The organism is Alicyclobacillus macrosporangiidus CPP55, from assembly GCF_000702485.1.
Classification (GTDB): Bacteria; Bacillota; Bacilli; order Alicyclobacillales; family Alicyclobacillaceae; genus Alicyclobacillus_H; species Alicyclobacillus_H macrosporangiidus_B.
Genome location: NZ_JNIL01000001.1, coordinates 2,051,982 through 2,078,466 on the forward strand (window position 1 = coordinate 2,051,982; position 26,485 = coordinate 2,078,466).

Annotated in this window: 26 protein-coding genes and 2 riboswitches; of the genes, 7 read left to right on the forward strand and 19 right to left on the reverse strand. The window is 54.2% G+C overall.

The annotated features are described in order from the left end of the window. Positions 1-225 precede the first annotated feature (225 nt). From N687_RS0110145 to N687_RS0110160, 3 genes are all read right to left on the reverse strand, one after another. Complete coding sequence (locus N687_RS0110145) at positions 226-687, reverse strand: response regulator (protein WP_081841307.1); 462 nt, start codon at positions 685-687, stop codon at positions 226-228. Then, complete coding sequence (locus N687_RS23085; protein WP_081841308.1) at positions 602-2,491, reverse strand: FapA family protein; 1,890 nt, start codon at positions 2,489-2,491, stop codon at positions 602-604. The genes N687_RS0110145 and N687_RS23085 overlap by 86 nt, the downstream gene beginning before the upstream one ends. A gap of 62 nt (positions 2,492-2,553) precedes the next feature. Next, positions 2,554-3,411: an EAL domain-containing protein gene (locus N687_RS0110160; protein WP_029421748.1), complete on the reverse strand. Its 858-nt coding sequence runs from the start codon at positions 3,409-3,411 to the stop codon at positions 2,554-2,556. A 194-nt stretch (positions 3,412-3,605) separates the two neighbouring features. Next, positions 3,606-3,692: riboswitch (cyclic di-GMP riboswitch) on the reverse strand. A gap of 220 nt (positions 3,693-3,912) precedes the next feature. Then, positions 3,913-4,007: riboswitch (cyclic di-GMP riboswitch) on the forward strand. A gap of 378 nt (positions 4,008-4,385) precedes the next feature. Here N687_RS0110160 and N687_RS0110165 point away from each other — a divergent pair. The 3 genes from N687_RS0110165 to N687_RS0110175 all read left to right on the forward strand — a co-directional run bounded on the left by N687_RS0110165 (position 4,386) and on the right by N687_RS0110175 (position 7,603). After that, positions 4,386-5,057: a sensor histidine kinase gene (locus N687_RS0110165; RefSeq protein WP_029421749.1), complete on the forward strand. Its 672-nt coding sequence runs from the start codon at positions 4,386-4,388 to the stop codon at positions 5,055-5,057. Between the two features lie 10 nt (positions 5,058-5,067). Continuing rightward, positions 5,068-6,543, forward strand: coding sequence for an HD domain-containing phosphohydrolase (locus N687_RS0110170; RefSeq protein WP_051663136.1), 1,476 nt, complete (start codon positions 5,068-5,070; stop codon positions 6,541-6,543). Between the two features lie 475 nt (positions 6,544-7,018). Continuing rightward, positions 7,019-7,603, forward strand: coding sequence for a hypothetical protein (locus tag N687_RS0110175; RefSeq protein ID WP_035462151.1), 585 nt, complete (start codon positions 7,019-7,021; stop codon positions 7,601-7,603). Between the two features lie 586 nt (positions 7,604-8,189). Here N687_RS0110175 and N687_RS20985 read toward each other — a convergent pair. From N687_RS20985 to N687_RS24425, 10 genes are all read right to left on the reverse strand, one after another. Further along, positions 8,190-8,402 carry a hypothetical protein gene (locus N687_RS20985; RefSeq protein WP_035462152.1) on the reverse strand — a complete coding sequence of 71 codons (213 nt, stop codon included), beginning with the start codon at positions 8,400-8,402 and terminating at the stop codon, positions 8,190-8,192. A 64-nt stretch (positions 8,403-8,466) separates the two neighbouring features. After that, a complete protein-coding gene (locus N687_RS0110190; RefSeq protein ID WP_029421753.1) occupies positions 8,467-8,823 on the reverse strand; it encodes a DUF3553 domain-containing protein in 357 nt (118 codons plus the stop codon). A 3-nt stretch (positions 8,824-8,826) separates the two neighbouring features. Beyond that, on the reverse strand, positions 8,827-9,537 hold the full coding sequence (locus tag N687_RS23865) for a hypothetical protein (RefSeq protein WP_029421754.1): 711 nt from the start codon (positions 9,535-9,537) through the stop codon (positions 8,827-8,829). Next, on the reverse strand, positions 9,503-9,964 hold the full coding sequence (locus N687_RS22180; RefSeq protein WP_051663137.1) for an ASCH/PUA domain-containing protein: 462 nt from the start codon (positions 9,962-9,964) through the stop codon (positions 9,503-9,505). Before N687_RS22180 ends, N687_RS23865 begins: the two co-directional genes overlap by 35 nt. A 550-nt stretch (positions 9,965-10,514) precedes the next feature. Continuing rightward, the gene (locus tag N687_RS25125; RefSeq protein ID WP_269320490.1) at positions 10,515-10,643 is read right to left on the reverse strand and encodes a hypothetical protein; all 129 of its coding nucleotides are present in this window, start codon (positions 10,641-10,643) and stop codon (positions 10,515-10,517) included. Between the two features lie 194 nt (positions 10,644-10,837). After that, positions 10,838-11,056: a hypothetical protein gene (locus tag N687_RS0110210; RefSeq protein ID WP_029421757.1), complete on the reverse strand. Its 219-nt coding sequence runs from the start codon at positions 11,054-11,056 to the stop codon at positions 10,838-10,840. After that, positions 11,056-12,054 (reverse strand): DUF5131 family protein, encoded by a 999-nt coding sequence (locus N687_RS0110215; RefSeq protein WP_029421758.1) that lies wholly within the window; start codon positions 12,052-12,054, stop codon positions 11,056-11,058. Before N687_RS0110215 ends, N687_RS0110210 begins: the two co-directional genes overlap by 1 nt. Next, on the reverse strand, positions 12,032-12,199 hold the full coding sequence (locus N687_RS24420; protein WP_197029260.1) for a hypothetical protein: 168 nt from the start codon (positions 12,197-12,199) through the stop codon (positions 12,032-12,034). Before N687_RS24420 ends, N687_RS0110215 begins: the two co-directional genes overlap by 23 nt. A gap of 118 nt (positions 12,200-12,317) precedes the next feature. Continuing rightward, positions 12,318-12,557: a DUF4326 domain-containing protein gene (locus N687_RS25485; RefSeq protein WP_419670128.1), complete on the reverse strand. Its 240-nt coding sequence runs from the start codon at positions 12,555-12,557 to the stop codon at positions 12,318-12,320. Then, positions 12,517-12,786, reverse strand: a complete 270-nt coding sequence (locus N687_RS24425; protein WP_035462157.1) for a hypothetical protein — start codon at positions 12,784-12,786, stop codon at positions 12,517-12,519. The genes N687_RS25485 and N687_RS24425 overlap by 41 nt, the downstream gene beginning before the upstream one ends. Before the next feature lie 282 nt (positions 12,787-13,068). Here N687_RS24425 and N687_RS0110235 point away from each other — a divergent pair, with 282 nt between their 5' ends. Continuing rightward, on the forward strand, positions 13,069-13,266 hold the full coding sequence (locus N687_RS0110235) for an alpha/beta-type small acid-soluble spore protein (protein ID WP_029421760.1): 198 nt from the start codon (positions 13,069-13,071) through the stop codon (positions 13,264-13,266). A gap of 1,110 nt (positions 13,267-14,376) precedes the next feature. Here the strand turns inward: N687_RS0110235 and N687_RS0110245 are convergent. The 6 genes from N687_RS0110245 to N687_RS0110275 all read right to left on the reverse strand — a co-directional run bounded on the left by N687_RS0110245 (position 14,377) and on the right by N687_RS0110275 (position 21,977). After that, positions 14,377-15,534 (reverse strand): alpha/beta hydrolase family protein, encoded by a 1,158-nt coding sequence (locus N687_RS0110245; RefSeq protein ID WP_197029262.1) that lies wholly within the window; start codon positions 15,532-15,534, stop codon positions 14,377-14,379. A 119-nt stretch (positions 15,535-15,653) separates the two neighbouring features. Beyond that, the gene (locus tag N687_RS0110250; RefSeq protein WP_051663139.1) at positions 15,654-16,922 is read right to left on the reverse strand and encodes an MFS transporter; all 1,269 of its coding nucleotides are present in this window, start codon (positions 16,920-16,922) and stop codon (positions 15,654-15,656) included. Between the two features lie 17 nt (positions 16,923-16,939). Further along, entirely contained in the window at positions 16,940-17,536 is a 597-nt protein-coding gene (locus N687_RS0110255) for a cysteine hydrolase family protein (RefSeq protein ID WP_029421763.1), read from the reverse strand. 35 nt (positions 17,537-17,571) lie between these two features. After that, positions 17,572-18,915: a dihydroorotase gene (locus N687_RS0110260; RefSeq protein ID WP_029421764.1), complete on the reverse strand. Its 1,344-nt coding sequence runs from the start codon at positions 18,913-18,915 to the stop codon at positions 17,572-17,574. Between the two features lie 19 nt (positions 18,916-18,934). Further along, positions 18,935-20,074 carry an alpha/beta hydrolase family protein gene (locus N687_RS0110265; protein WP_029421765.1) on the reverse strand — a complete coding sequence of 380 codons (1,140 nt, stop codon included), beginning with the start codon at positions 20,072-20,074 and terminating at the stop codon, positions 18,935-18,937. Between the two features lie 694 nt (positions 20,075-20,768). Then, the gene (locus tag N687_RS0110275; RefSeq protein ID WP_051663141.1) at positions 20,769-21,977 is read right to left on the reverse strand and encodes an LVIVD repeat-containing protein; all 1,209 of its coding nucleotides are present in this window, start codon (positions 21,975-21,977) and stop codon (positions 20,769-20,771) included. A 407-nt stretch (positions 21,978-22,384) separates the two neighbouring features. On the opposite strand from N687_RS0110275, the gene N687_RS0110280 reads away from it, so the two are divergent. The 3 genes from N687_RS0110280 to N687_RS0110290 are packed head-to-tail and all read left to right on the forward strand — an operon-like array spanning position 22,385 to position 26,469. Then, positions 22,385-23,374: an amidohydrolase family protein gene (locus tag N687_RS0110280; RefSeq protein WP_035462159.1), complete on the forward strand. Its 990-nt coding sequence runs from the start codon at positions 22,385-22,387 to the stop codon at positions 23,372-23,374. Between the two features lie 43 nt (positions 23,375-23,417). Continuing rightward, on the forward strand, positions 23,418-24,998 hold the full coding sequence (locus tag N687_RS0110285; RefSeq protein WP_029421768.1) for a nitrilase-related carbon-nitrogen hydrolase: 1,581 nt from the start codon (positions 23,418-23,420) through the stop codon (positions 24,996-24,998). Continuing rightward, complete coding sequence (locus N687_RS0110290) at positions 24,982-26,469, forward strand: aldehyde dehydrogenase (protein ID WP_029421769.1); 1,488 nt, start codon at positions 24,982-24,984, stop codon at positions 26,467-26,469. Before N687_RS0110285 ends, N687_RS0110290 begins: the two co-directional genes overlap by 17 nt. Positions 26,470-26,485: the final 16 nt, after the last annotated feature.

Here is a 26,485-nt window from a genome sequence, read left to right on the forward strand (position 1 = left end):
GCCAGCCGCACTTTATCAACGATTGTTAGACCAACTCGTCTTTCAGAACGGTATCGTTCAGTACGCAAATGCGGTGTATGTCCGGCTGCCGGGTGCGGCCAGCGTACATGAGTAAGTAGAGAAACCGGTCGCGGATAGGCTACACCCGAATTCCGCCGAGGAGATCAATCACGACGTGGAATACAACGACGATGTGGATAAACCGCGGTTTTTAGAACGTGACAATCACCGGTCCGGTTTATCTGATACGGTTGCGATGATCTGGTCAATCCAGGCCTCATCATGCTTCTTCTGTATGTCCCGATCGAAGCATCGGTATTTGAATTCAGCGTATTGCACCACCAAATCATCGATATCTCGACCTGTCAGTGGTTTGGCTAAGAAATGGTGGGCCCCTTTCTGATAAGCCAATGTTCGATTATGTGCGTCAGCTTCTACCGAGCACATCGTGATAAAAACGTCGGGATAACGGTCATGTACATAAGTACAGAGTTGAAATCCACTATCGCAGTCCAATTGGATATCGATCGATACGAGGTCAACAACCCTGTTCTTCAAAAAGTCCACAGCCTCCGACGCCGTTTGAATGGCACCGACCACCTCAAATGCTGGATGTGATGCGTACAGCAGGGATAGAGTCTCCAATGTCTCTGGTGAGTCGTCGATCAGCAGTATTCGGATCTTCATTGCGTTCCTCCTGCAACACGGTGTTGTACTCGACAACCAGATTCCTGTCTCGGGTACGCCCTACCTGCAACAATGTATTGGGATGCCGTATGCGAATCCGAATCCTTCCGGACGGATGTTCGACTTTGGCGCTAGTCTCTGTCCCGAACGGGGTACCTAGCTCGTGAATATCGATCATATGTTTGGCTGCGAGAAACCCCCCTCGCACACTACCCCGAACCACAATAACATGCCCGGCGTCGAGAGAACTGGAATAAGAACCCGCTCCTGTAATGACAATGCTCCCAGAGGCCCTCACCGAGCTGGAGGTGACACTGGCCGCTTTCACCATGGCGGATTCAGCCTGCTCCATCGATTCAATATGGGAGACGTAGTCAACCAACATGCGATGCAAGTCCTTCACATTCTGTTCAGTGATATTCGTCCGGCCGATTCCGAACCACTTCGAGCGTATCTCACCGACGATCCGCCGATATCGATCATCCGCGTTCAACAGTCCATCAGGATCATCACAGATCGATTGCAGCAAACGTTCCAAATCCGGATGACGAGCGGTGAGCAGTGCGTTCGCCAACAACCCCAAGCGTGTATGCTGTTCAATCCGCTTCCTAGCGTGTTCCATCAATTCCCGGTACTCCGCCAGGAACTGCTCATACGCCGTCAGACACCCCCTAAGTCTTGAATGAAGCGTTCTGTATAGAAACCTGGATGCACCTGCCACGACCTGCGCCCCTACAATGGCCTCCCGCACAAACACGCCACGTTCGCCCATCACCGTGGAACGCAAGACGCTGCCGTACACCTGGACTCTTCCAGAGGCTTTGATATAACTCCCATCGAGTACCGACCCTAACACCACAACGTCCCCGTCAAATTCAATCTTCCCGTCTTTGCTGGACAGATCATGATGAATAACCAACTCTGGAATGACGTCGATGTAATTTTTTGTAAAGAACAATCGACCACTTCGCCCTGCTACAAGTCGGTTATTTAGTTCAATCACACCTTGACCTAGAGCTGGCAATGAGCGATTTACTACACATGGAATCTCCCTGCCGAACACATCCCGCCCGGGCGTACCCGGTATCTCCGGTTCCAATACGGCGACTGTGGTACCGATAGTAACCGTTGAGATGCGCATCCGACGCTGAAGGGGATCGTATACCTTCGGAAGTTCAACCGGTCTGTAACGAGCCGCTCGGCCTGGGACTGGAGGAGTTCCCCGCAACACGATACACTCAACCGTGTCCTTCGTCTGAGCAATGGTCTCGACTCCTGAATGGTCAAGTATCCCAACGTACCCCGCAGACTCCAACTGTGCAATAATCTCTCCAATGCTCAACGGATTGGGAAGCAGTTTTCTCGTTTCGATTTCAAGTACCGCGCGATGAACACCCTCCAGGTCACGGAGGCGATGCTCTTCACCAGGTATTACGTCGATTCTCCCGATGACTTCCATGTTGTCTTTGGTCACTTTTGTCGAAAACCGGATAGATGGCGGACGCTTGTCCAGCGATACTTCAATATGCTGATTTGCATGAACGACGACTTCCCCGACGCATTTTTGTCCGTCAATAACAACTGTCAAGCGAGGATCATCGGGAATGACAAGGGTCGCAAACGAACCTTCATCGTCAGGGTTGGTTACAAAGAGCTGATTGTTCACCACCGTGACAGTTCCATGCTGCGCGCTTCGAACTTCTTCGAATTCAACAGACTGGACTGGTTGTATTCCCAGTTCTGTTGAACTTGACATAACAGGTTTAAGAAACCAATGTTTTACCTTCTCCAGTAAGGATCGCATTCTTTCGCCCCCGATCCCCGAGCAAGCACTGCTACGCCCACAGAAGGTGACTTTGTCGCCACCTATAAATCATCTTGCAATAATCGGTAGTACAGGTTTACTAGAGCATCGAGTTCTTGGCTTTTCTGTACGACTGTCTCTTCTGTCAATGAGCCGTTCCTATTCCGAGCAAGATCCTCCAACTCATTCCTCGTCCGCTCAATTTCGCCGAGCAGATCCGACAGATCATTCACCGACATCGGGCGTGACCAATAGTATCCCTGACTCACATTGACGCCAGTTTCCCGAATGGCAGCCAGATCTTCATCGCTTTCAACTCCCTCAGCAATGACTGCATTACCGGACTCCATAAATCCCACTAAACACGATAAAAAACGCTGTTTTGGAGAGGATGTCGAAATACCTTGAACCATCGCACGGTCCACTTTGACGAAATCAGGTTCTAATTCAAGGAGTGCCGCAAGGATGGTACTCCCCGCATCAACATCGTCAAGTGCGATCCGAACGCCGAGCGATCGTACGGGTTCAATCATTTTCGAGAGAAACGAAGGATCATAGGATATGTACTCAACAATTTCGATAACCAGTTGGTGCGGTTCACAAAGTCCCTCTCCAAGCAAAACTTGGAGCCGTTCAACAAAGGACTCCTGAACAAGGCTGCTCGGCATCACATTCACAAACAGGGGTATGGTTCTGATTTCAGGAGGTAACGCTTTGAGGAGACTTACGCTAGTGGTGAGAGCCAATAAATCCGCGTCAACCGAACGATTGTATTCATAAGCAGCACGAAACCAAGCATCCGGCGGAATAAAATTCCCGCTGCCCTGAGGTCGGCTAAGTGCCTCGTGGGCAAAAAGGACGCCCTCGGCATGATTGACGATAGGCTGATAAACCACGTCAAGCGTTTCGTGTTCAAGGATCTCATCTACACTCCGACGGAGGCAACTGTAATTATTTGGGTTAGTAGGGTATTTATACCCCCCCCCCCCCCCCCCCGAGAGGTGGTTTTTTTCTGTTTTGTAATTTAATTACATGTCTCTGCTCCAACTCATTCACCCTCACCCCTAATGATGCAGAAAGCGCCCTTTACCTGCAGGGCGCCTTATCTCATTCGAGTGGCAACCCGGCGATCATAGGCACTTGTGCCCGTAGACCCGTGGTTTTGCGTCCTAGCGTTTCCACTAGTTTGCCCTGAGACGACTCGATATGAATTTATCTTTTGCAACATAATCCTACATCATTCGACATTCGTCAATCTCTTCACGTCTGCGGCGAAGTTAGGTAGATTCCCCGGGCTCGTTGTGCGCCATACTTTGCCTTTCGTTCACTCCACCAACCACCTAGCCGCTTGAAATTCTCATGATGAAGTCTTGTGGGTTCTGCAAATTCTGGTTGACAGTTCGTCAATCAATGAAATAGTATGGAAACAAAGGCAAACCTGTCCGAAAGGCAGGGACGCAAAGCCACGGGCCTACAGCGGTTTCCCGGGGACCGCCATGGTAGCCGGGTTGTCGGATTCCTACCCGTTAGAAAGGAGCCTAATCCCATGAAGCGTCTTATCCTCTCAAGCGCTACTGTCGCAACGTTTCTCTTCTCCGCCGCATCTCCAGCTTTCGCGAATGTTATCCGAGCAGATAGTCAGACCACCGGTAAGCCTGTTGCCGTACAATCGAATACTGGCAGCGCACAGGCGCTGGCGAATCGTTCAGCCACAGGCACGACCAATAAGTTTAAGCACGATGGTACCCGTCCGATTGTCGTATAAGTATGACTTAAGAGACTTGGGTGACTGATAAACGAGATGGGGCGCGCCCGGCACAGTTCGTCTGCCGGGCGCACTTGCATAGAGAGAGTCGGGAACACGAAATACACGGGACAGAGGTTAGACGCAAGGATGACACATGGAGAATTGCCCGTATTTGACCGCATAGACCAAGGCATTCGTATTCTTGAGGAGGAGCGGCGGAGAATTGCGCGTGACTTGCACGACGGCCCCGTCCAAGACATCACCAACGTCAGCATGAGATTGGAAATCATCCAGCAAATGATAAAATCCGATCCGCAATTGGCTGAGTGCGAATTGGACCGATTGAACAGGCGTGTCGTGAGAATCGTCAACGACATTCGGCGTTTGATCTACGACCTCCGCCCGGTGGCTGTCGACGAGGTTGGTCTTGTAAAGGCCATCTCTGAACTGTGCGACAGTTGCACGCAAGATTGGAAGATCACGTTCCAGATGGACGTGCGTCCCGACGTCACGGATGACATTGCCCCGGCAAAACAGGTCGCCATCTACCGTTTGGTTCAGGAAGTGTTTAATAACGTCAAGAAGCACGCATCCGCTACACGTGTTGATGTCCGCGTATTCAGAGAGGGAGCCCACCTGATCGTGTCGATTTGGGACGACGGAAAAGGGTTTGATCCGAATGCCATCCCCGCGGGACACTATGGTATCGTCGGAATGAAAGAACGCATCGCCTACCTTGGCGGAAGACTTGACATTCAATCGAGGCCAGGCACGGGCAGCACGTTTACCATCCGCGTACCAGTCTACGGGGAAAAGTGAGAGCAGCGTCATGTTAGAGGTAGTACAAGATTGGGAGAAACGCCTTCAACAGGGAGCTTCGCTTGCCAGCAGGCAGCTTTACCATATCGCCCTTGAATTTCTCCGACCGTCCTTAGTCTCACACTGCCCAGATGATATATTGCGTGCTCGACTTTACTATGAGATTGGAAAAATTGATATTGCTCTCGGAGACTACAAACAGGGCGTGTTTCACTTTTCAAACGCTTTATCGTCCTCTCATCTACCTTTGGACTTAGAAGCCAGATGCCGTATTAACCTGGCTGTAGCCTACCGATACGTGGACTACGACAAAGCTTACCGGCTCCTGACCGAGACGTTGGAGAATTTTGGCGACCAGCTGCCCCCGGCTCTGCGCGGCGCCTTGTACAACAACCTTGGAGATGTGCAGTGGCTAAACGGTTTCTACTCGGAGGGATTCCAAAGCGTCAAGAAGAGCCTCGACGAATTCGGCCAAGCGGGACTCACGTCTCTTTACGACGAGGTGTACAACAATCTGGGCGTGTTCTGCCTGGAATTCGGCCGGTACGAAGAAGCCGAAGCCTACCTGTCGAAGGTATTAGAATTCAATGAGACTAGCCGTCTCTACGGACACGCAGAGTTAAGCCGGCTATACTTAATGCGAAACGACATTCAGCAAAGTGTACACCATGCTCAGAAGGCCCTTCCCCTGGTATGGTCTTCCGTCATGAACAACGCAAAGCACGAAGTCTCCCGCCTTTGCCGCCTACTGGCCCTGCTTGTTCACCGAATGGGAGAGTACACCATGGCTCTCCGACTGCTTGAAAAATCGCAACTGCTGTTCGGTCAGCTGGAGATGTGGCGGGAGTGGCAACAGGTTCAGGCTGAAATGGACGACTGGCTGCAGTCTGAAGATACCCCTCGCCGACCCCAACCTGGCCTCGAGGGTGTGAGGTTGGACGAAATCCAACAGTTCTTAATGCTGCTCGAGGTGATGAACGCGCAAGAGTTGCTGACTCCGAAGTTCGCAGCCTTGCTCGATACCCGAGTTCTGTACGCCAGGGCTTTCGCGAATTTTCTTGGCATTGGGCCGAAGGCGACGGAAGATATCGTGTACGCTTGCCGCTTCGCCGATTACGGGCTGACCGCCATCGAACCGGAGGTGCTCGCCAATCCCACGAGATCGAGCCACGCCTGGGAACAGTATCAACAGCACCCACTTCTCAGTGTGAAGATGTTAGACTCCCTACAGCTACCGCGTGCCGTACTCGCCATCATCGAGGATCACCACGAACATCCCGACGGCAGCGGGTATCCACGCGGGAAACAGGAGTCCGAAATAAACCCGATGTCCCAAATACTCGCCATCGCGGACTATTACTCAACTGAGGTGACAGTGCGCGGAAAACCCCATTCTGTCGCGATCTCGGAGATTGAAAACCTGGCGGGTACACACTTCACGCCAGAACTGGTCAACGCGTTCACCTCGATGTTCACGCACGAATAGCAGGAATGGAGTGCCTTACACCAGCTGCGCCGAACACCGGATGACGTCGCAGGAGCGTACAAAGTCTCAGTAGGGACCTGTCTCTAGAAGAAAGCTCAATCCAGGCCGCCGTGTCGTGGGCCGGGATTCACTGGGCCTGGGGTGGTCAACTTTTACAGTAGAAACGTGGGGTGTCGTCACCCGTGTTCGAGACCGCTCCGTCTCCCGCTCCCCAGCGGCATGGCGCCGAGTGAAATCCCGTGGGCGGCGCACCACGACAAGGCGCTCTGACCATACCTCGAAACTCGGCAACACGCTGTGCCCGCTGCCCTCACCCTCCGGCACGTACTCCATACCCTGCTCTTCCCGATTCCAATACAAAGCTCGCGATCGCCCCTACTCCCTGTTACGCGAACAAAGGATTTACGGGAGAGAGACCATAAACATACTTTATCGAACATATGTTCGCATGCTAGTCTGAATAGGGGGTGGTTCAATGCGTATTGTGAAAGCTCCGAAAGGAGCAAATATGGACGACGCGGAATTGGAAGCATTCTTGAAAAGGATGACGACGAATTCCAATGCGGTGTATGACGCGGCGCTTGGACTCATTACGAGCGGTGATTTGAGCACGGAAATTGCATGTCCGTTCTGTGGCGACAACGCTCTGGTACAGCTCGATTTCTGCTGCGGTGTGGAGGCAGACTGTCAGAGTTCAACGTGCAACTTCTACATGCGCATGAACCTGGGTCTGAACTTCGACAAGGACGGAATTAATCGGAAGTGGCCACTCAAACCTTTCCCTCTGCGGGATCACAGTGAACTTCGGGTCATTCCTGTGGCAAGTAGAGTATGGGGCAATAGGGAAATGGACATTGTTGGCTATGGTCTCACGGTGTTCCGTGGGAAGCGTGACAGTTATTTAGTCCATGAGTGCGAGACGCTTGGAGAGGCTTTCCGATTACAAGGCCGATTCATATCTGCGTACACATCTATGTTGGACCAAGGCTTTGTCTTTCGTCAGGGCGCGCTCGTTGGAAGAGACGGGACACGTGTGCCGCTCGCATCATTGGTCTCTTGATTCCGTGCCGCTGGTGGGTCGTTCGACACAGGAATCGGCCCACCGCGGTTTCGTGATCAAAGCCCTGTTCTCGCTTGTCCGTCCCACAACTCCCGTGTCTGTCGCAACCGTTCGCTCCAGCAGTGAGGGCACTGTTTGACGGACAAAGCTGCACCAAACTCGGTCCAAAACATGTGCCCTCTCGGACATATCCATCCCTGCATGAGGGCCTTCCTGCGCGTCTCCGCTACTTCAACCTTTTGCGTGAGCCACGCCTGCGGCGGCTCCGTCAAACTGTCCAGCCACCGGCGTATGGCTTCGACCACACATTGCGCGAGAGGCCTGCGCTCAGTTTGGGAAGCCTGCTCAAGCGATGCGTACTCGAGATCCGTCAGGTACACGGACACTTTGTGGGTTCGGCGTTCCTCGTCGGGCTTGCGTGGACGGGGCATATTTGCAGGCCTCCATTATGCAACGTAATAAACGGTTCACTTTGTCTCAATTGTATCTGCACGAGAGATGTTAATCAAGGTTATAAACAGTTATAAATGAGAATGAAAATATCGGCCTCCCTTGTAGGTTGGCCGTGTCTTGGCGAACGCTCAATTTAGCGACATGGCGCGTACTTACCGCGCTCGTTCCGCACGACTTGTCCTTCTTGCACAAGTTGTTTGAGCGCGGCCATAACCCGTGATGAAGCTGACTGATACGGAAAGCCAAGGCGCAGACCGATGTCTGTCGGGCCCACCGGTTCACCGCGTTGGTTGTACAATTCCACCAAGGCGTCCCAGACCTGGGTCTTGCGTTGTGTGTTGGCCATGTCCTTCTCCTCCCGTAGTCTCGGTATTTCTATTATCCGATGTTCCTCGTCAATCATGATCCTGTTACAAGCGTCTTTTGACGCTCCCGTCGTGATCCAGTCGGACGAGCTTATCAATCTTGATGACCCCATGCCATCGACCGTCGTCCCATTTGACGTAGGCACTCCTGCCGCTCAGAGATAGGTCGTTGACCGTTCCTTCACCCCAGTCTCGGTGCTTGCAGTGTCGTACCCTATCTCCGGGTCGGAGGTGACTAATCACTTGCTTCTGCATTCTGTTGTCGAAGAAAACCGTCCCCCCGAAGTATTCACCGCGCGATTCAAGCCACTTCCGAAAGTCATCCTCCCACTCCGATCTCGTTTTGGTTGTCTGAACTATGCCCTTGATTTCCAGCGTGACCTTCGTCTTTTCCTCGCCCATTCCTCACACGCTCCTTTCACGCAGACGAAAATAGAGTTTGTCGCCCTCCCGCTTGCTCTCGCACCAATCGTGCTCGAAGTCCAACAATGCCCTGGCCACCGACGCACGAGGGTTGGCGTAGTGCGTCTCAACGCGCTCGCAGATTTGCCGGACCGATAACCAGCCGTCTGAGTTTCGCCGTTCTCGTTCCGACTGGAGTACGTCACGTATCCGGCCCATGGTGAGCCGGTATGGTGTCACGTATCCACCACCGCGATGGCCGCCTGGTGGGCCCGTCCGGTGTTCCTCATGAAGGTGCCGCAGCAGAAAATCGGTGTACGCTTGGCGGTTCAATCGAGGCGTTAATTCACAGCTCACCCAAAATTGTGGCTGTTGGTTTTGCGGAACGAACGGAACCGGTCTTGCCGGTTCGATTGTCAGTAGGCCGATACCTTCTCGGCGCAATAAATCCCGGGCATAACCGTTGACATGGCGTTTGGGTGCTGGTACGGCAGCATAAACGTAATGAGCGAACCGACGCCAGTCTACGCACTGTTCAATCAGGTCCAGGGAGAGCGACCTTTTGAGTTCGACAACTGCAATGAACTTACCACACCGGCCCACCACGTCTGCGCGTCGGTCGAGCTGGACTTCGCTATACACGACAAAGTCTCGTTCTTCGAGCCAGTGCTTCACAGGCTCAAAGAGAACTGTTTCCTTCAGGGTTGCGCGCATCATACGTTACCTCCAGATCCTCCAATGCGTCGACCGCCCTTGTAAGGGCGACTGTCGCGTTGTGAATCATGACGTGATGAGCCTTTGCCTCCTCCGGACTCGTAGCGAATCCAAGTCTGTCTATTGAGCAGTTGCGCCACACCTTCGCCGCGTTTGCGACCCGCTCCAGGGCCTCCTCTTTCTCCTTATCAACAACCGATAACGCGACATATCCATCCTGTAACCACGGTCCGCCACGCAAGATATGCGTCACGGTGCGCGTGCAAATTCTACCTGTGTACTGCCTAGTGTCCGGGTCATACTCGCGAAGAATCAACGTGTCACCGACTGCATATCCACGATCGTCCTTTCGCAGTTCAACCGTTTTCTCGCCATGCAGTAGCGGCTCGAAATATTCGGGCCACGTCTTGAGTTCATGTGTTGCCATGTTCCATCGCCTCCAGCTTCACGAGAAGGAACGCATTGCACAGCTTTTGCAGTGCCACACTATTCACGACACGACTCGTCCGTTTTTTGGCTCTTCGTAATACCGTGTTGAAATGAGCCATTCGAACTATGAGCCGCGTTCGTGTGGTCCGGGTATAGTTTTCTACCAGCACGCCATCGCCCGTCAGAAGGGCGTCTAGCAGCCTTGCAAGATACTCTTGCTCTGCGGATAGCATCCGTGAGGGCGGCGTCAAGGGCTTGGATCTCGGTGTTGGTAGCCACGGCCGTTCCTCTCCCACAGGATCTCCGCTACCCCCGTGCAAATTTGCTCCACCTTGTCCGGCTTCCCGCACCGCGGGCAGTGTACCACTCCGTAGTAAGGCAGGCAGTAATACGGCACCATGAACCGACCGTCATAGACGTTCTCGTCTTCTTCACACCGCCAGCACTCGTAGAACACGAAACGCATTTCAATGGTCGGCTGAACCTGCCTCCGTTGAGAAGACCGTGCCCATTTGTGTGGACTGAACTTCCTGCGCCATGGCGGTAGCTCAATCATCTTGAGTCAACCTTCGCATCAGACTGGCCACCGCCACGCGATGCCTGATCTCCTCTTCGAGCGCCCGCTCATAGGCTGCTGCAAGGTCCGGCAGGGACACCATCGTAATCTCTTTTCCCATGAAAGGGTCATCGACTGTCACAAACTCATAGATGCTGTGCGGGCCTGTGCCTTCGTTGTTCTGGAGATTCCTGTACCTAATGGATCCTGTCTCATCCACATACAGAAAATCGTGCGAATTCGTACCTACGATTCGCCCAGGTCCTTCGTCGCCTTTCTCGCGTACCCTCAGCAACGGGAATCTAAACATAGCGCTCACCCCTCCAACAGGTCCTTGATGGTCGTCCGCGGTACCGGCACGATCTTGAACTGCACACCTAGTACGTCTAGCCACTCCGCCACCATGTCAGCCTCCGACCGAGACATGGAAGGATACGTTCTCCATCCGTCCCCGTCCACGTACCAGACCATGCACCGCTCCTCCGCCATCTCACGCCCCGCCCGTGCGCGCTTCGTCGCCACTGCTTGCGCCATCAGACCGTCACCTCCGGGTACTCGTCCCATGTGCGGCCGTCGAGCATGCGGCCGGCGGCTTTCTTGCCGACGCGGCGCATTGGAAATCCACTACTGCTCGCACGAACCCAATCAACAGGGACGAACTCACCCCATTGCTTAAAGAAGAATGGAACCCCGACCGCCTGGCATTGGTCGCGCAAGCTCTCAACCCAGTCCGGATGCATTGGCCGTGCGTTTGGACCGCTTTCGCCGCCGACGATGACCCAGTCAATCGCGTTCTCTGGACAGCCAACCGCCTTACCCGGCTTGCAGCCATCCGGCCGGCCCTGGCAGTAGCACTCGCCGTCGAATGGCTTGAATTCGGACAGGTCCACCGGACCCAACAATGGTTCACAGGACAGAAACCGCACCGCCGCCGGCGTCTGCAACAGGAGAGGGATACGCTCGTCCGCAGCCTGTTGATTCTCGACCGACACACCGAGCCAGACATTTGGAAGCGGCCAGACTCGATCCACGTAGGCCTCCGCATACTCCGAGAAGATCACATCGGGATCGTCCAACGCGACATTCAGGTTCGCTGCTTGTGCCCAAGCGCGCACCAGCTCATCTGGACGACGTTCTGTGAAATATGCGAGCATTCGACGTGGGCGCTTGGTGAGAATCTGAAACACGTGGTCCGGTCGGTTCTCTAACAAGCGGCAGGCTAGGATGACGCCAAACACCTCATCAAGAAAATTGTCCGGCACCTGCTCGTGAAACAGGTCACTCATGCTGTTCACGAACACCTTGCGCGGTTTCCGCCAGTGTAGCGGCATGGTCAGTCGCTCCGGATGTAACCGGACATTGTGCGCCGCGTTGGGGCCTGTCCATGGCTTGAATTCGTGGCCCCATTTCTGCGCAAACCGTCGATCTACGGTCTCCGCGTAACAGTGACGGCATCCCTCGCTAACCTTTGAACAACCGGTGATGACGTTCCAGGTAGTGTCCGTCCATTCAATGGTGGTGCTGACGCTCATCCACTGTTCCCTCCTTTGCTTCCGGTGGCTCCTCCCTCTCCAACACCAACCGGATGGTGTCGCCGTCCAACAGCACATCCCGAACTTCACGCAGGACAGGTTGTTTCGCGAGTTGAGCCGCAAGACTTTCAAACGTTACGCGCATCGAACCAGCGTTCCTTACGACGGGGACTTGACCCAATACACGTCTGGAAGTCCAGGCCGTTCCGTATCGTCCAACGCCCTGCTCCGCCCCGCCGCGGCTCTCATTCGGCTCGCCATGTTCACTCACGCTCCACCATCGTGACAAGTTCAACCAAAACATCCCCATGGCACGGTTCAGGTTTACACCAACACCCCAGGGCTTTCCCGCGCGGCTCTCCAAGCGCCTCCAACAGGTCCCTGAGCCGTGGAACCGAGCGGCCGATATACACATCGAACGGTTCCCGGCGGCAGTGGACGACGCGGGGTGCTGCGTGAATGTCAATCTCCTGTTTCATGTGATGCCTCCGCCAGTAGCGCATGTACCTCGTCAATGTGTTCCCCGTAGGCGATCTTCTCCAGTTGGCAGTCCGGGATGTGGTAGAAATACCGGCCGTCCACACTGAGCACGTTTGCCCACTCGAAACAATTTGGGTCGTTGCAGAGCGTGCACGGCATACGCTCGTCCGGATGTTCGTACAACAACACCACGCGAACGTTCTGTGCTGCGCAAAATGACGCCCGCTTCATCAGGGCAGTTCGCCCGGCCAAAACTTGCCCCATGGATTGTGGACAGTCAAAGCCTTGCGGATCTCGGAATCGTCCACGGCAACCCGCTCCTTCCGGCACCAATGACCAATGATTGTGTTCATCTTCAATATCGGATATGGCCGTCTTGCGTGTATGCCATTTTTGCGCCAATTTTTCTGATTCAAAGTTCGGGCTCGCCGAAGTCCTCCTTTCCCGATGTGTGGGAGGGCGGCATACAATGAAATCCTCCTGCGCAAAATACGATTACACTTAACTCCAACAGGAGCAGGAGGATGATGAATAGTGCCGAATCGTAATCGGTACGTGTCTCCGCAAGTGAAGAACGTCATTGAACAGATGAAGTGGGAGATCGCCCAGGAGTTCGGAGTCGAATTAGGACCTGACACCTCTGCGCGGGAGAACGGTTCCGTGGGCGGCGAAATCACGAAGAGGCTCGTGGCGTTCGCCGAAGAGCACATGTTCGGGCACATGAGGAGATAGGGTGTGTTTGCGGAGGCCTTGCGACTGGGCCTTTTGCCGGCGCGTCGGCTGTTGTGAGCAACATACGGTGGATTGGTGGTGCCAGGGGGCGCATGGGAAACAGTCTCTCCTCCTGGCTCCACCGTATCATAAAGGCCGGGGTTCCCGTTTGCGAATAAAGACGCCCCCGCCCGTCGCTGAGGGATGAGGGCCTCGTCTCTTATGTACTCTGCTGCGGTGTCTGAGTCTGCGCCGGCGACACCTGCCACGCCTGCACGGCCGCGTCATGCGCCTTGACCACCGGAATCACGTTCTGCTCCACGAAATCAAGAGCCTTCTGCGCATCCTGCAGAGCGGAGACACTCTGCGCGTCAGCGACCGTGATACCGGCCTGCGCCAGCTCAGCCCTTAACGAACTCCACGATGTCTGTCTTCTGCGTGGGCGTCTGTTATCGACGGAGACTCTGAGAGCTTATTGAAACACCCACAGGCGTGATGCGGGTTCGAGGACCAAGTTTGCATTACACTCAAGTAGCCCCATCGGAGGATGGGGCTTTGTTGTATGCGTGGTGATCGTAACAGGCCCCCCAGAGATGGCCGCACCACACAGAGAAGAGTCTTCACGTGACAAACAGTACCACGCAGGTCACCCTCCAGACTCTCCTGTAGGCGCTCAAGCTATTTGGCGGTGATTTTCTCACCGACGTTGGTGTGAAAAATGAACCGACAGTTAGTCGGTGAAATGATTGTTGTACCGACACTCATTTGTAGCAAGGGCTGAATCCATAAGTGTCGGATTCAGCCACCAAAGCCAGTGTGGGCGACCATAATCGCCTGTCAAGGCTGGAACGATTGCCTTGACAGGCTCACCTTGGCTGTCGCTACGAGGCTCTGCGCCAGACGCCAATCAGTCTTGACGTGCACCGCCAGGCAATTCGAGAAAATTACCGTCAGACAGCGTGAGCGTTGACACTTTCTCCTCCATTTTCATCACCCGACGTAAGCCGGGGCAGCTTCCCTGGCCCGTCAAGGAGTGCAATTTTACTCGTCCGTCACGCGGATCCGAGCATGTCGTCTCCGCTGCCTGACTCCCCCGCGCCACAGACCTCCCGCATTGTTCCTGAACCGGTGTCAGCGGTGCACGGACTCTACAATCTTCCAAACATCGTTCAACCAGTCAAATACATATTCATGCGCTAAAGTTGGATTATCGTGTTGACAGTGCTCGGCTCCAGTTTCCTCCGGCGACACCATGCGCAGCGTCACATCGACACCCGCCTCCAGCGCACCACGGTACAATTGCCGAGCCTTTTCCACACCTATCATGTCCCTCGCACCATGAACGATGAGGAGCGGTATATCGAGTTTCCCCACGACTGGTTCGAGGTTGAACTGTTGTGCCTTAAGGAGTGCCTCGGCCATGGTTCGCACGCCAAACACCCAGCGGATGTGCAGTGCGAGCGGGTGATCGTCGCCGCGGGTGCTCCAGTCCCGCGCCACGTTCCACTGTGCCCCGTGGGCGATGCAAGCCCGGATGCGCTTTTCAAACGCTGCCGCCCGCACTGCGTAGTACCCGCCCAGGCTGGAACCGCTGAGGGCGATCCGATCGAAATCCACATCGTCCCGGGTCTCTAAGTAGTCCACACATGCCCCAACAGGCACCTCGTAATCAAAACGCGTCGTCAGATGCAGCCTGCGGAGCGCCGCCCCTTGACCTGGGCCATCGACGAGGAGGCACGAAATCCCTCGTTCCAACGCGCCCCGTCCGAGCATGAAATACAGTTCCTCTTTAAATGAGTCGAGTCCGCCGAGCGCTATCAAAACCGGTGACTTCGGGGGGGCAAATCTGGACCTGATGAAGTATGCAGGCAGGAAAGTACCCTCATACGGGATGTCCACGCGGACTGCCTTGTGGTCGAAGTATCGGCTCGCGGCCTCGAAGCACTCCTCGCATTTTGTAAACGTCGGCAAGCGGCGAGGGTCGTTCGGTTCCAGCCAAAACTCGGCACATCGAAAGTAGTTGCACGCGCGAAGAAAGCAGGCGCGGGCTGTTACAAAGTGGCCAGCCGCTTCCTCCCGGTATGCCTTGGCACGGTTCCTCTCCGCAATGCGCATCCACTCCTTGTGCCAACTCTCCCGGTCACCCGGAACCATCCGCTGCGCAGCCTGTAAACACTCACTGACACTGCCACCGCCCTCCTGGGTCTCGCCCAGGGCTCTCCGAAACTGGTAGGACATCCACGGGTATTCAGGCCACTGTTCCCAACCATATTCCCTGTATTCGCCCACCATAAACATCTCCCTAATAGATGGAAAGTGTGAGTCGTAGTCCACACAGCAGCAATCTCATGCCATCGTCGACTACACTTATCGTACTGGTTTGCCAACAACCCTGGTTTGCAAACTGATTACATGTGAGTTAAACCGGGCGCCTTCACCCTGTCCACCGTGCTTGGTACGAGAACCTGCCTTTCGTTCAGGCAAGCCATCGCAATAATCCCTATGATGGGAATCAGGGTCAACTGAATCAGCCCGGCCTCACCCCATCCAACCGTACCCACTAGGGCGGCAAACAGGTACCCGGCAAGGGAGGACGGCAGATACAGCGACGTGACGAAGATACCTGACGCTCTGCCCACCTGCTCCGGCCGGACGCACCGTTGCATGAGAGAGTAGGTGTTGACGAACAGGAAACCACTGCCAAACATACCTTCCAGGAAGCTGAACAGCGCCTGTAGTCCCGGTTGAGTCACGACGTCGAACAGCGAATAGCCGACAATCATGCCACAGACCAACGAAATGATGATTACCCATTTCTGGCGGAAGATATCCCCTAGATACCCGGCAGGAATACCCATTAGTGCGCCCAAGCCAAACATGCTCAAGCTGAAGCTGGCCTGAGTTGTGGTGTACCCCAGTTGTTTGACCAGGAACGTCGGATACAGGCCCAAGAACCCGTACATCGAGAGGCCGACCACCACCGCTGTAATCACGCCAATTACGATGTTGCGGTTCCAGACTTTTTCCGGAATGTGATCCACGTTTCCAGAATGAACTTCTTGAATCTCTTCATGCTCCGTAAAGTTCGTTGAGATGGCAAACAGAATGGCGATCGCGAAAATCAGACCGATGATACCGTACACGTAAAAGGGTGTCTTCCATCCGTACGCCACCAGCATTTTTCCACCAAACAGCGGTCCGAAGAAGCCGCCTACACCATACGCGAAGTTCAACGTGCCGAGCGCCATGGCGCGGTGTTTATAGAAGTAGGCACCGACCGCCGAAAAAAGCGCAGCGTTCTGCATCGCTTCCCCAATGCCTGAGCCGGCACGGTAAAACAGCATGTCGCCGAATCCGGTGGACATTGCGGTAAGTATGGTAAACAGCGAATACACCACGATGCCGATGAGCATCACGGACTTGCGGGTCAGCCTGTCAAGCAGGTAGCCTGTGGGAATCCCTGCGACACCAATGCCGAGTGTAAAGATGGTGGATAGCAAGCCCCCTTGCGGCAGTGAGAAGCCAAACGTCTTGTCGATGGTCGGGACTAGGACCGAAAACACTTGTCGATCCATGGCGTTGACCACATACGACAGGGCGAGCACAACCAACGCCATTACCGCAATGGAAACGGGCAATCTTTGTACAGTGCCGAGCTTGTATTTCGTGAACAACATTGTCTCATCTCCCAACCTCAGTGGATCAATTCAATGGAACGTTTGACACGCCCGAAAGCTCGCTCGAAGATCTGCAGCGCGCTGGTGTGGAATTCTGGCCCGTCCATCGTGTCCACACAATCGGACACGATGGTCACATCGTAGTCGCGGCAGGACGCGTCAATGGATGTGGCGAGTACGCAACTGTTTGTATTTACTCCAGTCACCCATAGTTCTTCGATGCCCAGGGTTCTGAGGACAAACTCTAAATCCGTGCCAACGAAGCAGTCATATCGCTTCTTCGTATCCACCAGCACGTCCTTGTCGTCCCAGAGAGCGGGAATCACCTGCACTCCGGGCATGCCGCGGAGGTTGTGACGGCCGACGTTCTTCCGCGTGGCCTGCGGGTCATCGGCACGTGCACGCCACGCAGGGTTCACAAGAATCTCCTTATTGTGTCGATACTGCGTTACCACATGGACGATAGGTATTCCACGTTCTCGACACTTCGCGAAGAATGCCGCGTTGGCTCTGATAACGGTTTCACACTTATCAGGGGGAAGTGGCATCGTGGCCACTTCAGGATCGAGATGCCCCCTGTGCAGGTCGATGGCGATGACAGCTCTGTTTCCCAAATCGTGACCCCCCTGAAACATGACAATTCTATGCTTCAATGTCTGCTTACCCGTGAGACATACTGACCGACACCCGGATCGGCTGCGACTTTGCCACTTTCGATCACGATTTGCCCACGGACAATCGTCGTTTCGGGCTTCCCGATGCACTCGGTGCCGCTGTAAGGTGACCATCCCGCCTTCGAGACTATGTTTGCGTCTTCAATCACCCACTTCTTCGCCATATCGATCAGGACGATGTCCGCGTCTGCCCCGACGCGCAAACTGCCCTTGTTGGGATAGAGGCCAAGTCGCCGAGCCGGTGTCTCAGAATAAACCCGGACCAAAGTCGCTAGTGATATGTCACCTCTATTTACAGCAGTTAACATCAGGGGTAGCGTTGTTTCCACGCCGGGCAGCCCAAATTGGCAGCTCCAGATGTTCCCCTCCAGTTTTTGGTTACGGGTTGACGGTGCGTGGTCAGAGGACAAGATGTCAATCGACCCGTTCGCCAACAGGTTCATCATCCGCTTCGTTTCCGGCGCAGACCGCGCCGGCGGTGTGAATTTACCAAACGGCCCACGGTCCTGAATCAGGCGCTCATCAAGAAACATATATTGCGGACAAACCTCGGCCATCACGTCCGCACCTAGTTCCCGCCCGCGTTGAACCAACTCGAGGGCGAACGGGTGGCTGACATGGGCAATCGTCACCTTTGCGCCCGTCAACTTGGCCAACAACACAACCCCGGAGACAGCTACTTCCTCAGCCTCTTTACTGCGCCACTCTTGGATGACGTGTCCGTCCAGCCGGTTTAACAACTTCAGGTCTTGTTCGTTCTTGGCGGTCATGGTCTCGTCTTCACAATGTGCCAAGACCACACCACCGACGCTCGCAACCTCCTTGAACGCCTCGAAGAGTTCACTGTTTGTCAGGCCGGGTACCCCGTGCGTCGTACACGTGAACGCCTTGAAGAAGGAGATCCCGTTCTCCCACAGCTTGTGAATTTCGCTGAAATAACCCGGCCACAGGTGTGCACCAAGGCCAAAATCAACCAGTGAACGGGTGGCCAGGTGGTGCTTTTTCTCAAGAAAGTCTTCCAGCGTTCTCACCGGGTGCCCGTGTGTGTGCTCAATGACCGTGGTGACGCCCGCCGTTGCGGCGGCGGTGGAACCGTGAATGAAATCTTCACGGTCCTCCTCGCCAGGGTCCATAAAGTGAACGTGCTGGTCGATCATCCCTGGTAGTGCGTGTAGCCCCGTTGCATCAATGGTCTTTCGCGCATGACCTAATGGCTTCTCGCTGATGGCAGCAATTTTCCCGTCCTGAATGGAAATGCATCCTATAAACTCAGCGGAAGGTGTGACAATTTGGGCGCCAACGATCTCGATGTCATACATGCTGTCAATCTCCCCGTGCTCAGATCAACCCAACTTCCTTCAGCCAATTCAGCGTCTCGAAGTGTGCCACGTGAAGGTTGTCCTTTTGACAATGAAGCACGCCGCCGAGTCCCTCGTCCCGCTCAATGAACCGCAGTTTCTTCACCGTCGACTTTGCTTCGTTGTACAGGCGCAGCGCGCTCTCAAGCGGGACCGGGATAATAAAGTCCTCGGAGCCTTGAATCAGAAACAGCTTGCATTCGATCTCCCGGGCCACGCCGGTAAGGTCATACTTGGAAGACTTCTCGACGAGATCGTCATAGGAGTTGGCACCAAACAACCGCATCAAATGTTCCCGGAATGATGGACCTGAATGTTGGTAAAGGAACCCCGCGTCGAATTTGTACACCGGCGACCAAACCACGGCAGCCGCAATTCGTTTCTCGCGAGCGGCAGCCCGGGGAACCGTGTAGCCGGCGAAGCTCTCGCCAATCAAGATCAACCGGGAGGGGTCCACGTCATCGCGATTCGACACCCAATCGACAGCCGGCGAAACGAATGCCTCGGTATCGGGTCGGACCGGGATGCCTTTCTTATACAGTGTCAGACCCACGCCGGGAGCGTAGTAGACAAGGAAGTTCAGTCCTGCTTCAGCCATGTGCTTGCCCGCCGTAAAATAGACCTCTGGTGGCAACGAGTCCGCGCCATTCATGTAGATCATCGTCGGATGCGGCCCAGGGCCTTTGGCCTTGATGAAGTAGCCCTCGAGGGCCGTCCCTTCGTACGGGATAGAAACAGTTTCAACATTGTCAACATATTGCAAAGACTTGCGAAACATGTTGTCCATGGACTCCAGCGTAGGTACCTTGCGGGCATCGCTGCCTGGCAAGAAAAACTGCGCCATTCGATAGTAATTGCAGGCCCGAAAATAGGCGTTGCGGGCCGAGAGCGCGTTACCTTTATCTTCCGCTTCGCGCGCCAATAGTTCAACGCGCGAGCCAATCTTGTACCATTGTTCGAACCATGCCTTCTCATCTCCAGCCGGAATGTGTGCCACCGCCTCCATCATCTCGCTAAAGTTGGACGCTCCGAAGTCGATTAGCCCAATCAATCTCCACAACGTGAAGTTCCAGTGATGGTAGCCTTCCCAGTAGCCCCAGGCACTCGTTGCAGTCGCCATTGTGTGACCTCCCACAAGATGAATTCTCTAGACAGCAAGCCTTGGCTCGAATATAGCGAAACGCCAAAATGGTTGGTATAACGCTCTCCCACAAAAATTAAGGTGTCCCGTTATAAGGTGTTCACAACACCAGCCAACCCCGTCCTGCCTTCATCGAGTAGACCATCTATGTTAATGTCAAGTTCTCTATCAAGTCTCAAGGCCAATGAAGGGAACGAGTTTTAGGAGGAATTCAATCCAGACTGTTTCATCAAAATAGATTTTTGATATAAAATATTCCGGCTATATCTTCTTCAGCGAGGTGTAGATTTGGGCTTTGTTCAGAAGGGCAAAGATCAGACGAACGAATTTCCGGGCTGAGAGCACGAGTCCGCGTTTATTGTGATGCTTTGTGACTTCGCGATAAACCCGGATCGGACCCTGCTCTTAGGAGCATTGTCTCGCGGGATCCCCAAAGGCAACCCTGCTAAATTAACATAAACGAGAACTATCGGAATCTGAGTGATAGGGTGACACTACTCTCTTGTTCACAGGTCCCATAGGTATGTCGCCAACCTCCGTTCGGGACTTGCACCCTATGGACGCCGCCCGTGTCAGACGTACAGACACAGGAGGAAGGTTGAGCCTCCTTCCTCCTCGGTGGCCTCCGATTCGCCTTGGCAGCGGAACAGGGCAAAGCTTTTAAGGCTCACCACTAGTCAGTCCCCGTATACTGAAGAACGAAAAGACCAAAGTTCTTATCGGTACAATACACATAACCTCGAGAATCCACCAACACATCCTCAAACTGCGTCACGAGTACGGATGGAAGAACACCCAATCGCTCGGTAGGATCAGCCGGGACAAAATGGCCGACTTCTCGTGGAACCAGCGGATCCGCTATGCTGAAGACCCTCAAACCTGCGTTGAAGTAGGTCAAGTAGACGATGTCCGACGGTGGCATTAAATCGGGATGTCCCTGGTGGTGATGTTGATTGTGCGGACCAAAGCGTCCACCTTTTTCGTAGTAGGTTTGGTACGGTAATCCTGGCTCCGGCGTCGGAACCGGAAACGAACTCAAGACTTTGGGGTGGAGTTCGTCCGCCACGTCCACCACGAAGACGTAGTTGAGCCCGTCTCCGCTGCCCTCCAGGATGGCCTCACTGTTCACAATCACAATCTTCCTGTCTGGAATCGGTACTGCAGAATGGCAACCAAGGGAACTGCCAAGGTTACCGAACGATACACGGCTAACAAACTTGGGATTCCACACATCAGAGACATCGAGAATGACGAGCCCAACCTGTCCATACGATAGGTACGCACGTTCTCCCACCACGTAAGCTGGCCCATGAAAATACGCGCAGAATTCCGGACTTTCGCCTGCACCTACATTCTGCCCCGGCCACCACCAGCGCGAAACTTCCACTGGTTGCGCCGGATTGTCTATATCTACGATGGTCAGAATGTTCCCCTCAAAACCCGCGGGGTTAGCCGTCATGTAGACGTAGCGACCGCCCGCATAGAAATTACGATGTGTCCCGGTGCCGCCAGTCTCGTACTTCCCGAGCAGTCGCGGCTGTGCTGGATTAGACTCCACGTCCCAAATGAGAGCTCCCTCGTCATACTGGGCTCCAGATTCAATTCCCCAGCCTTCGACCGGTTTTTCCAGTGCCGTAATCATCTTGCCGTCGGCTACCTGAACCTGGATGGTCCAGGTGTCTCGCGGCCCCGGGGTGAAACTTAGGTACTGGGGCTCTGCCGGATTGGTGACGTCCAACACAGACCAGCCGCGGTGCCACAGGTGTGCGACGTACAGATACCACCTCTCCCCACACCGTTGAATACCCATCTTGAACCCCGGCTTGCTCTCCAAGTCGTGATAACCGACAAAACGTACATTGTGTTGCTCCAGGATGTTCACCCTGGCCACCTCCGGGCAATCGGTGCCTCCGACATCTCATCCGACACCAGAATGTCGACCACCACACTGACCGACGTTGTAGGGAAATACCTGTCCTCCTACCCTTCCCCGTCGCTATTACAAGTAACCACCTTCACATATAACCCTAGTGCGAGTTGCGGTTTGAGGCCAGCGCTGTCTCGCACAATACTTCGATAATTTTATTGTGGAGTTACAACATCGCCATTGTATCGAATACCAAACGGCGGGTGACGACCCTCTACTCAATCTCATTGTGAAAAGACCACAACATCCGCCCGTCTTTCTGCTGTTTGCTCAACAATGAATGTGAAGTTTCAACAGTGTTAACGTCATGTATCCTAAAAATACGAGCACCGGATGACCAGCAGCAAGGAGGGCAGGGTAGGGTGAACATTGACCTACACAGCCACATCATTCCCAGTAACGTGGTGCACGAGATTCGAAATCGAGGCCACGTGTTCGGGGCTGAACTGCAAATCAGGAATGGGCAGGAATGGGTTGTTCACAAACAGGGCTATCAGTATCCTCTACATCCACATTTTTACGACCATGATGCCAAAGTTGAATCCATGAACAATATGGACGTTGACTTCACGGTGATGTCCCCCGCACCACCGTTGTTTATGTATTGGATAGAACCGGAAGTGGCGGCGAAGATGGCACGCATGGTCAACCAAGGAGCCAGTGAATTTGTTCAAGCACATAAAAAGCGGTTTCGTGCGCTGGCTACGGTTCCGATGCAGGATCCAAAGAAAGCAGTGGAAGAGTTGGAATACGCCAGCCACCTTCCAGGGCTTTGCGGAGTGGAAATTGGGACCACCATCGAAGGGACATCCTTGGATGACCCCCGCTACGACTCTTTCTTTTCTGCATGTCAGGCACTGAATTGGCCTATATTCCTGCATCCTTACTACGTCGGCGACAAGCAGGGAATGTCCAGCTATTACTGGACGAACCTGATCGGCAACCCGCTTGACACCACGATGGCGGCCGCTGCGCTGATCTTCGGTGGCGTTCTTGATAGATACCCAAACCTGCGTGTCCTGCTGGCGCATGGCGGCGGCTATCTTCCCTATCAGATTGGCCGTCTCAATCACGGGTACAAGGTTCGTTCCGAGAGCAGGACCTGTCGGCACAAGCCCATGGCGTACCTGCAACGGTTTTATTACGACACCATAACCTTTGATCCTAAGGCATTGTCATTTCTACTCGATATGGTAGGAAGTGCGAATGTCGTCCTGGGGACCGACTATCCCTTTGACATGGGCGAGGACAACCCGGTGGGAATGCTACGGAGCGCCACGGAAGATGAACAGACCGTGCATCAGGTCACCTGCGAGAACGCATTGAACTTCCTGGGTCTCTCATTGGAATGAAGCCTAATTTCAGGTAAATCCTTCGGATGGCGGTGGTGTGTGGATGAGAGTAGCATGCATACAAACGAAGGCAAACGATTGGAAAGATGCGAACGAGGCCTGGTCGACGACCAAAGCAACCCTTGTGTCTGCCGCTCGATCGCATGATCTGGTGATCCTTCCAGAATGCATCTTCCCGGCGTATTTCTTACCCGCACACGAGCGTCCAGCCGGCGTAATCCCAACCGACGTAGTGTTGGAGGAAGTTCGACAAATTGCTCAAGAAACGGAGACCTACATTGCATTTGGCTACGCTTCAGGCAGCGAAAACGTGGCTTCGCTCTTTGACCGCCAAGGACACGAAATCGCACGGAAAGCCAAGAGCTACCTCTGGCATTTTGATCGCCGATGGTTTCAACCAGGTGAGGAGGTATGTGTGTGCGAAACGGAGTTCGGCAAAGTGGCGCTGGTCATTTGCGCGGATGCGCGACTCCCCGAACTGGTTCGCGGAGCCGCTATGGAAGGTGTGAGACTCATCATTGATTTGGCCAACCTGACCGCTTCCGGCCCTGATCCAGGCAAGCTCACCAATGCCCAGTGCGAGTACATGCTCGGTACACGTGCCAGGGAAAACGGAGCTTGGTTGGCCGTGGCCGACAAGTGGGGAGTTGAGGCAGATTCCGTCTGTTACGCCGGGCGCTCCAGCGTCTTTGCTCCGGATGGGCGGTGCGTCGCACAGGCTCCATCCGACGCGAACTATGTGCTTTCTGTTGAGATTCCGACAGACCCGGCTACAGGGCTCATCTCATGTGAAATGCTGTCAGAACCGCTGCCCAGGAGAAGACCCGAATTGTACTCCCTTCTGACAACGGACACGCACGACCTACCAGTGTATCACACTCTGACAGAGGCTGTGATTCCTGAACTTTTGACGCCGTATGTGACCGTAACCAGTTTGGCCAACGGAGATGTTGACCTGGTTGCGCATGTTGAACGGCTGCTTGAACACGAGCCGGATTTGATTGTGTTGCCCACGGTTCACCAAGCCGACGTGGATGCCGCACCGTTCCAAGCACGGCTCGCCGACACGCAACACCTAGTGCTGTCCGACATTCATCGCGGCCTGGTCCGCACCCGGATACTGAGTTCCACAAATGTGGTTGGGGAGTACATGACTTGTCACGACTGGAATCCGCAGTCGCCTGCATTTTCCGTGAACCAATTTCCTGTCGTAAGAAGAACACCATTTGGGTGCATCGGAGTGGTTCACGATGCAGAACTGGTGCTCATGGAACCGGCCCGCTGCCTCATGCTCGCAGGCGCGGATCTTGTGATCTGGCCACACAGCATGTCATTTGAGCGTGCTCTTCCGCTGGCACGAACGCGTGCGGCCGAAAACCGGTTCTTCATCGCTGGTGTGTATTCCTCAGCCAGGAGCGGTGAACAACCAGGGGCCAGTTTCATCGTTGATCCATCTGGGAACTTGATTGCGTCCACGTTGCCTACTCGCCGAGTGCACACGACAGGAGCCTACTGTGCTCTGGCGAACTCCAGAATCAAAGGCATCGTACCCGGAACACACGTTGTTTTCGATAGAAAACCGAAAAACTATGGGAGGTTGGTATCCTATGGCTCAGAGATATGATCAGTTTATCGGAGGAACCTTTACTCCTAGTCAAAGCGGTGAGTACTTTACGTTGTACCGTCCCAGCAACGGTCAACCGTTTGCTGAGGTTGCGAACAGTTCCCAGGCCGATGTGGAATATGCCGTGGAGACGGCCCAACAGGCATTCCGCTCAACCCCGTGGCGATATGATACCGGGCTTCGGGTGCGAGCTTTACGGCACCTGGCGGCTCTGATGCGGAGGCATTTGCCGACCCTAGAGGAAATGGAAAGCACTGTGACCGGCCGCCCCATACGAGAAATGAAAGCACAGTTGTCACGGCTCCCTGAATGGTACGAGTACTTTGCCAGCGTGGCAGAAACTTTGGAGGGGACGGTTCCCCCATTTGGCACCGGATACGTCAATTACACTATCCGCGAACCGCTTGGTACAGTTGCCCTGTTGACACCCTGGAACCATCCCTTGTTGATTTTGACCAAAAAGCTCGCACCCGCTCTTGCGGCCGGGAATTCCGTGGTCATCAAACCGTCGGAACTTGCCCCGATCACTGTCAATATGCTTGCAGAATTGATTCAGCAAACGGAGATTCCCGCCGGGATTGTAAACGTCGTTCACGGATTTGGTGCAGTAACGGGAAAGGCGTTGTCTGAAAACCCGAAGATTGCAAAGGTTGACTTGACGGGTGGCACCCCAACTGGTCGAGCTGTTGCTGCAGCGGCAGGCCGCAACCTGGCTAAAGTAGCCGCTGAGCTTGGCGGCAAAGCGTCTGTACTGGTCTTTGACGACGCGGATCTTCATGAGGCTGTAAGCGGAGCATTGTTTGCAGGCTACATCGCCACTGGACAAACCTGTGTGCAGGGAGCTCGCGTTCTCGTACACGAAAGTATTTATGACGCCTTTGTCGAATTGTTTGTTAAGAGAGTAAGTCAGTTGAAAATCGGTGACCCATCTGATCTGTCGACCGATATTGGTCCACTAATTTCTCAAAGACAACGAGATCGCGTACTACAGTACGTAAAGATAGGAATTGATGAGGGGGCAACGTTGGCCTACGGTGGAACCGTCTTGGAAGAGCTTCCCGGATGGTACATGAAACCCGCCGTCTTTACAGATGTCAGTTCGCACATGACCATCGCCCAGGAAGAAATTTTCGGTCCGGTCGTTTGCATTATGCGTTTCTCGGACGACCAACAAGCTGTGGACATGGCAAACGACACTGAATTTGGCCTCGCGATGGCGATTTGGACAAACGATATTCGTAGGGCTCATCGAATTGCAGGGCAGTTGGAGGCAGGGGTCATCTGGATAAACGACCATCATCGTATTGACCCTTCTTCACCATGGGGTGGGTATAAACACAGTGGAATTGGCCGTGAGAACGGCATCGATTGCTACAAAGATTACACGCAAGTGAAAAATATTATTATAAACGTCTCGTCCGAGAAGTTTGACTGGTTTGATGGGTCCTTGCAGGAGAAGCGATACAGCTAATCATTTCGAACTCCGA

Excerpts from the sequence above, each read along its gene's own strand:
- N687_RS0110145 (WP_081841307.1), bottom strand. The coding sequence starts at position 687 with ATGAAGATCCGAATACTGCTGATCGACGACTCACCAGAGACATTGGAG.
- N687_RS23085 (WP_081841308.1), bottom strand. The coding sequence starts at position 2,491 with ATGCGATCCTTACTGGAGAAGGTAAAACATTGGTTTCTTAAACCTGTT.
- N687_RS0110165 (WP_029421749.1), top strand. The coding sequence starts at position 4,386 with ATGACACATGGAGAATTGCCCGTATTTGACCGCATAGACCAAGGCATT.
- N687_RS0110170 (WP_051663136.1), top strand. The coding sequence starts at position 5,068 with ATGTTAGAGGTAGTACAAGATTGGGAGAAACGCCTTCAACAGGGAGCT.
- N687_RS0110175 (WP_035462151.1), top strand. The coding sequence starts at position 7,019 with ATGCGTATTGTGAAAGCTCCGAAAGGAGCAAATATGGACGACGCGGAA.
- N687_RS20985 (WP_035462152.1), bottom strand. The coding sequence starts at position 8,402 with ATGGCCAACACACAACGCAAGACCCAGGTCTGGGACGCCTTGGTGGAA.
- N687_RS0110190 (WP_029421753.1), bottom strand. The coding sequence starts at position 8,823 with ATGGGCGAGGAAAAGACGAAGGTCACGCTGGAAATCAAGGGCATAGTT.
- N687_RS23865 (WP_029421754.1), bottom strand. The coding sequence starts at position 9,537 with ATGCGCGCAACCCTGAAGGAAACAGTTCTCTTTGAGCCTGTGAAGCAC.
- N687_RS22180 (WP_051663137.1), bottom strand. The coding sequence starts at position 9,964 with ATGGCAACACATGAACTCAAGACGTGGCCCGAATATTTCGAGCCGCTA.
- N687_RS25125 (WP_269320490.1), bottom strand. The coding sequence starts at position 10,643 with ATGGGAAAAGAGATTACGATGGTGTCCCTGCCGGACCTTGCAGCAGCC.
- N687_RS0110210 (WP_029421757.1), bottom strand. The coding sequence starts at position 11,056 with ATGGCGCAAGCAGTGGCGACGAAGCGCGCACGGGCGGGGCGTGAGATG.
- N687_RS0110215 (WP_029421758.1), bottom strand. The coding sequence starts at position 12,054 with ATGAGCGTCAGCACCACCATTGAATGGACGGACACTACCTGGAACGTC.
- N687_RS24420 (WP_197029260.1), bottom strand. The coding sequence starts at position 12,199 with ATGCGCGTAACGTTTGAAAGTCTTGCGGCTCAACTCGCGAAACAACCT.
- N687_RS25485 (WP_419670128.1), bottom strand. The coding sequence starts at position 12,557 with ATGCGCTACTGGCGGAGGCATCACATGAAACAGGAGATTGACATTCAC.
- N687_RS0110250 (WP_051663139.1), bottom strand. The coding sequence starts at position 16,922 with ATGTTGTTCACGAAATACAAGCTCGGCACTGTACAAAGATTGCCCGTT.
- N687_RS0110260 (WP_029421764.1), bottom strand. The coding sequence starts at position 18,915 with ATGTATGACATCGAGATCGTTGGCGCCCAAATTGTCACACCTTCCGCT.
- N687_RS0110265 (WP_029421765.1), bottom strand. The coding sequence starts at position 20,074 with ATGGCGACTGCAACGAGTGCCTGGGGCTACTGGGAAGGCTACCATCAC.
- N687_RS0110285 (WP_029421768.1), top strand. The coding sequence starts at position 23,418 with ATGAGAGTAGCATGCATACAAACGAAGGCAAACGATTGGAAAGATGCG.
- N687_RS0110290 (WP_029421769.1), top strand. The coding sequence starts at position 24,982 with ATGGCTCAGAGATATGATCAGTTTATCGGAGGAACCTTTACTCCTAGT.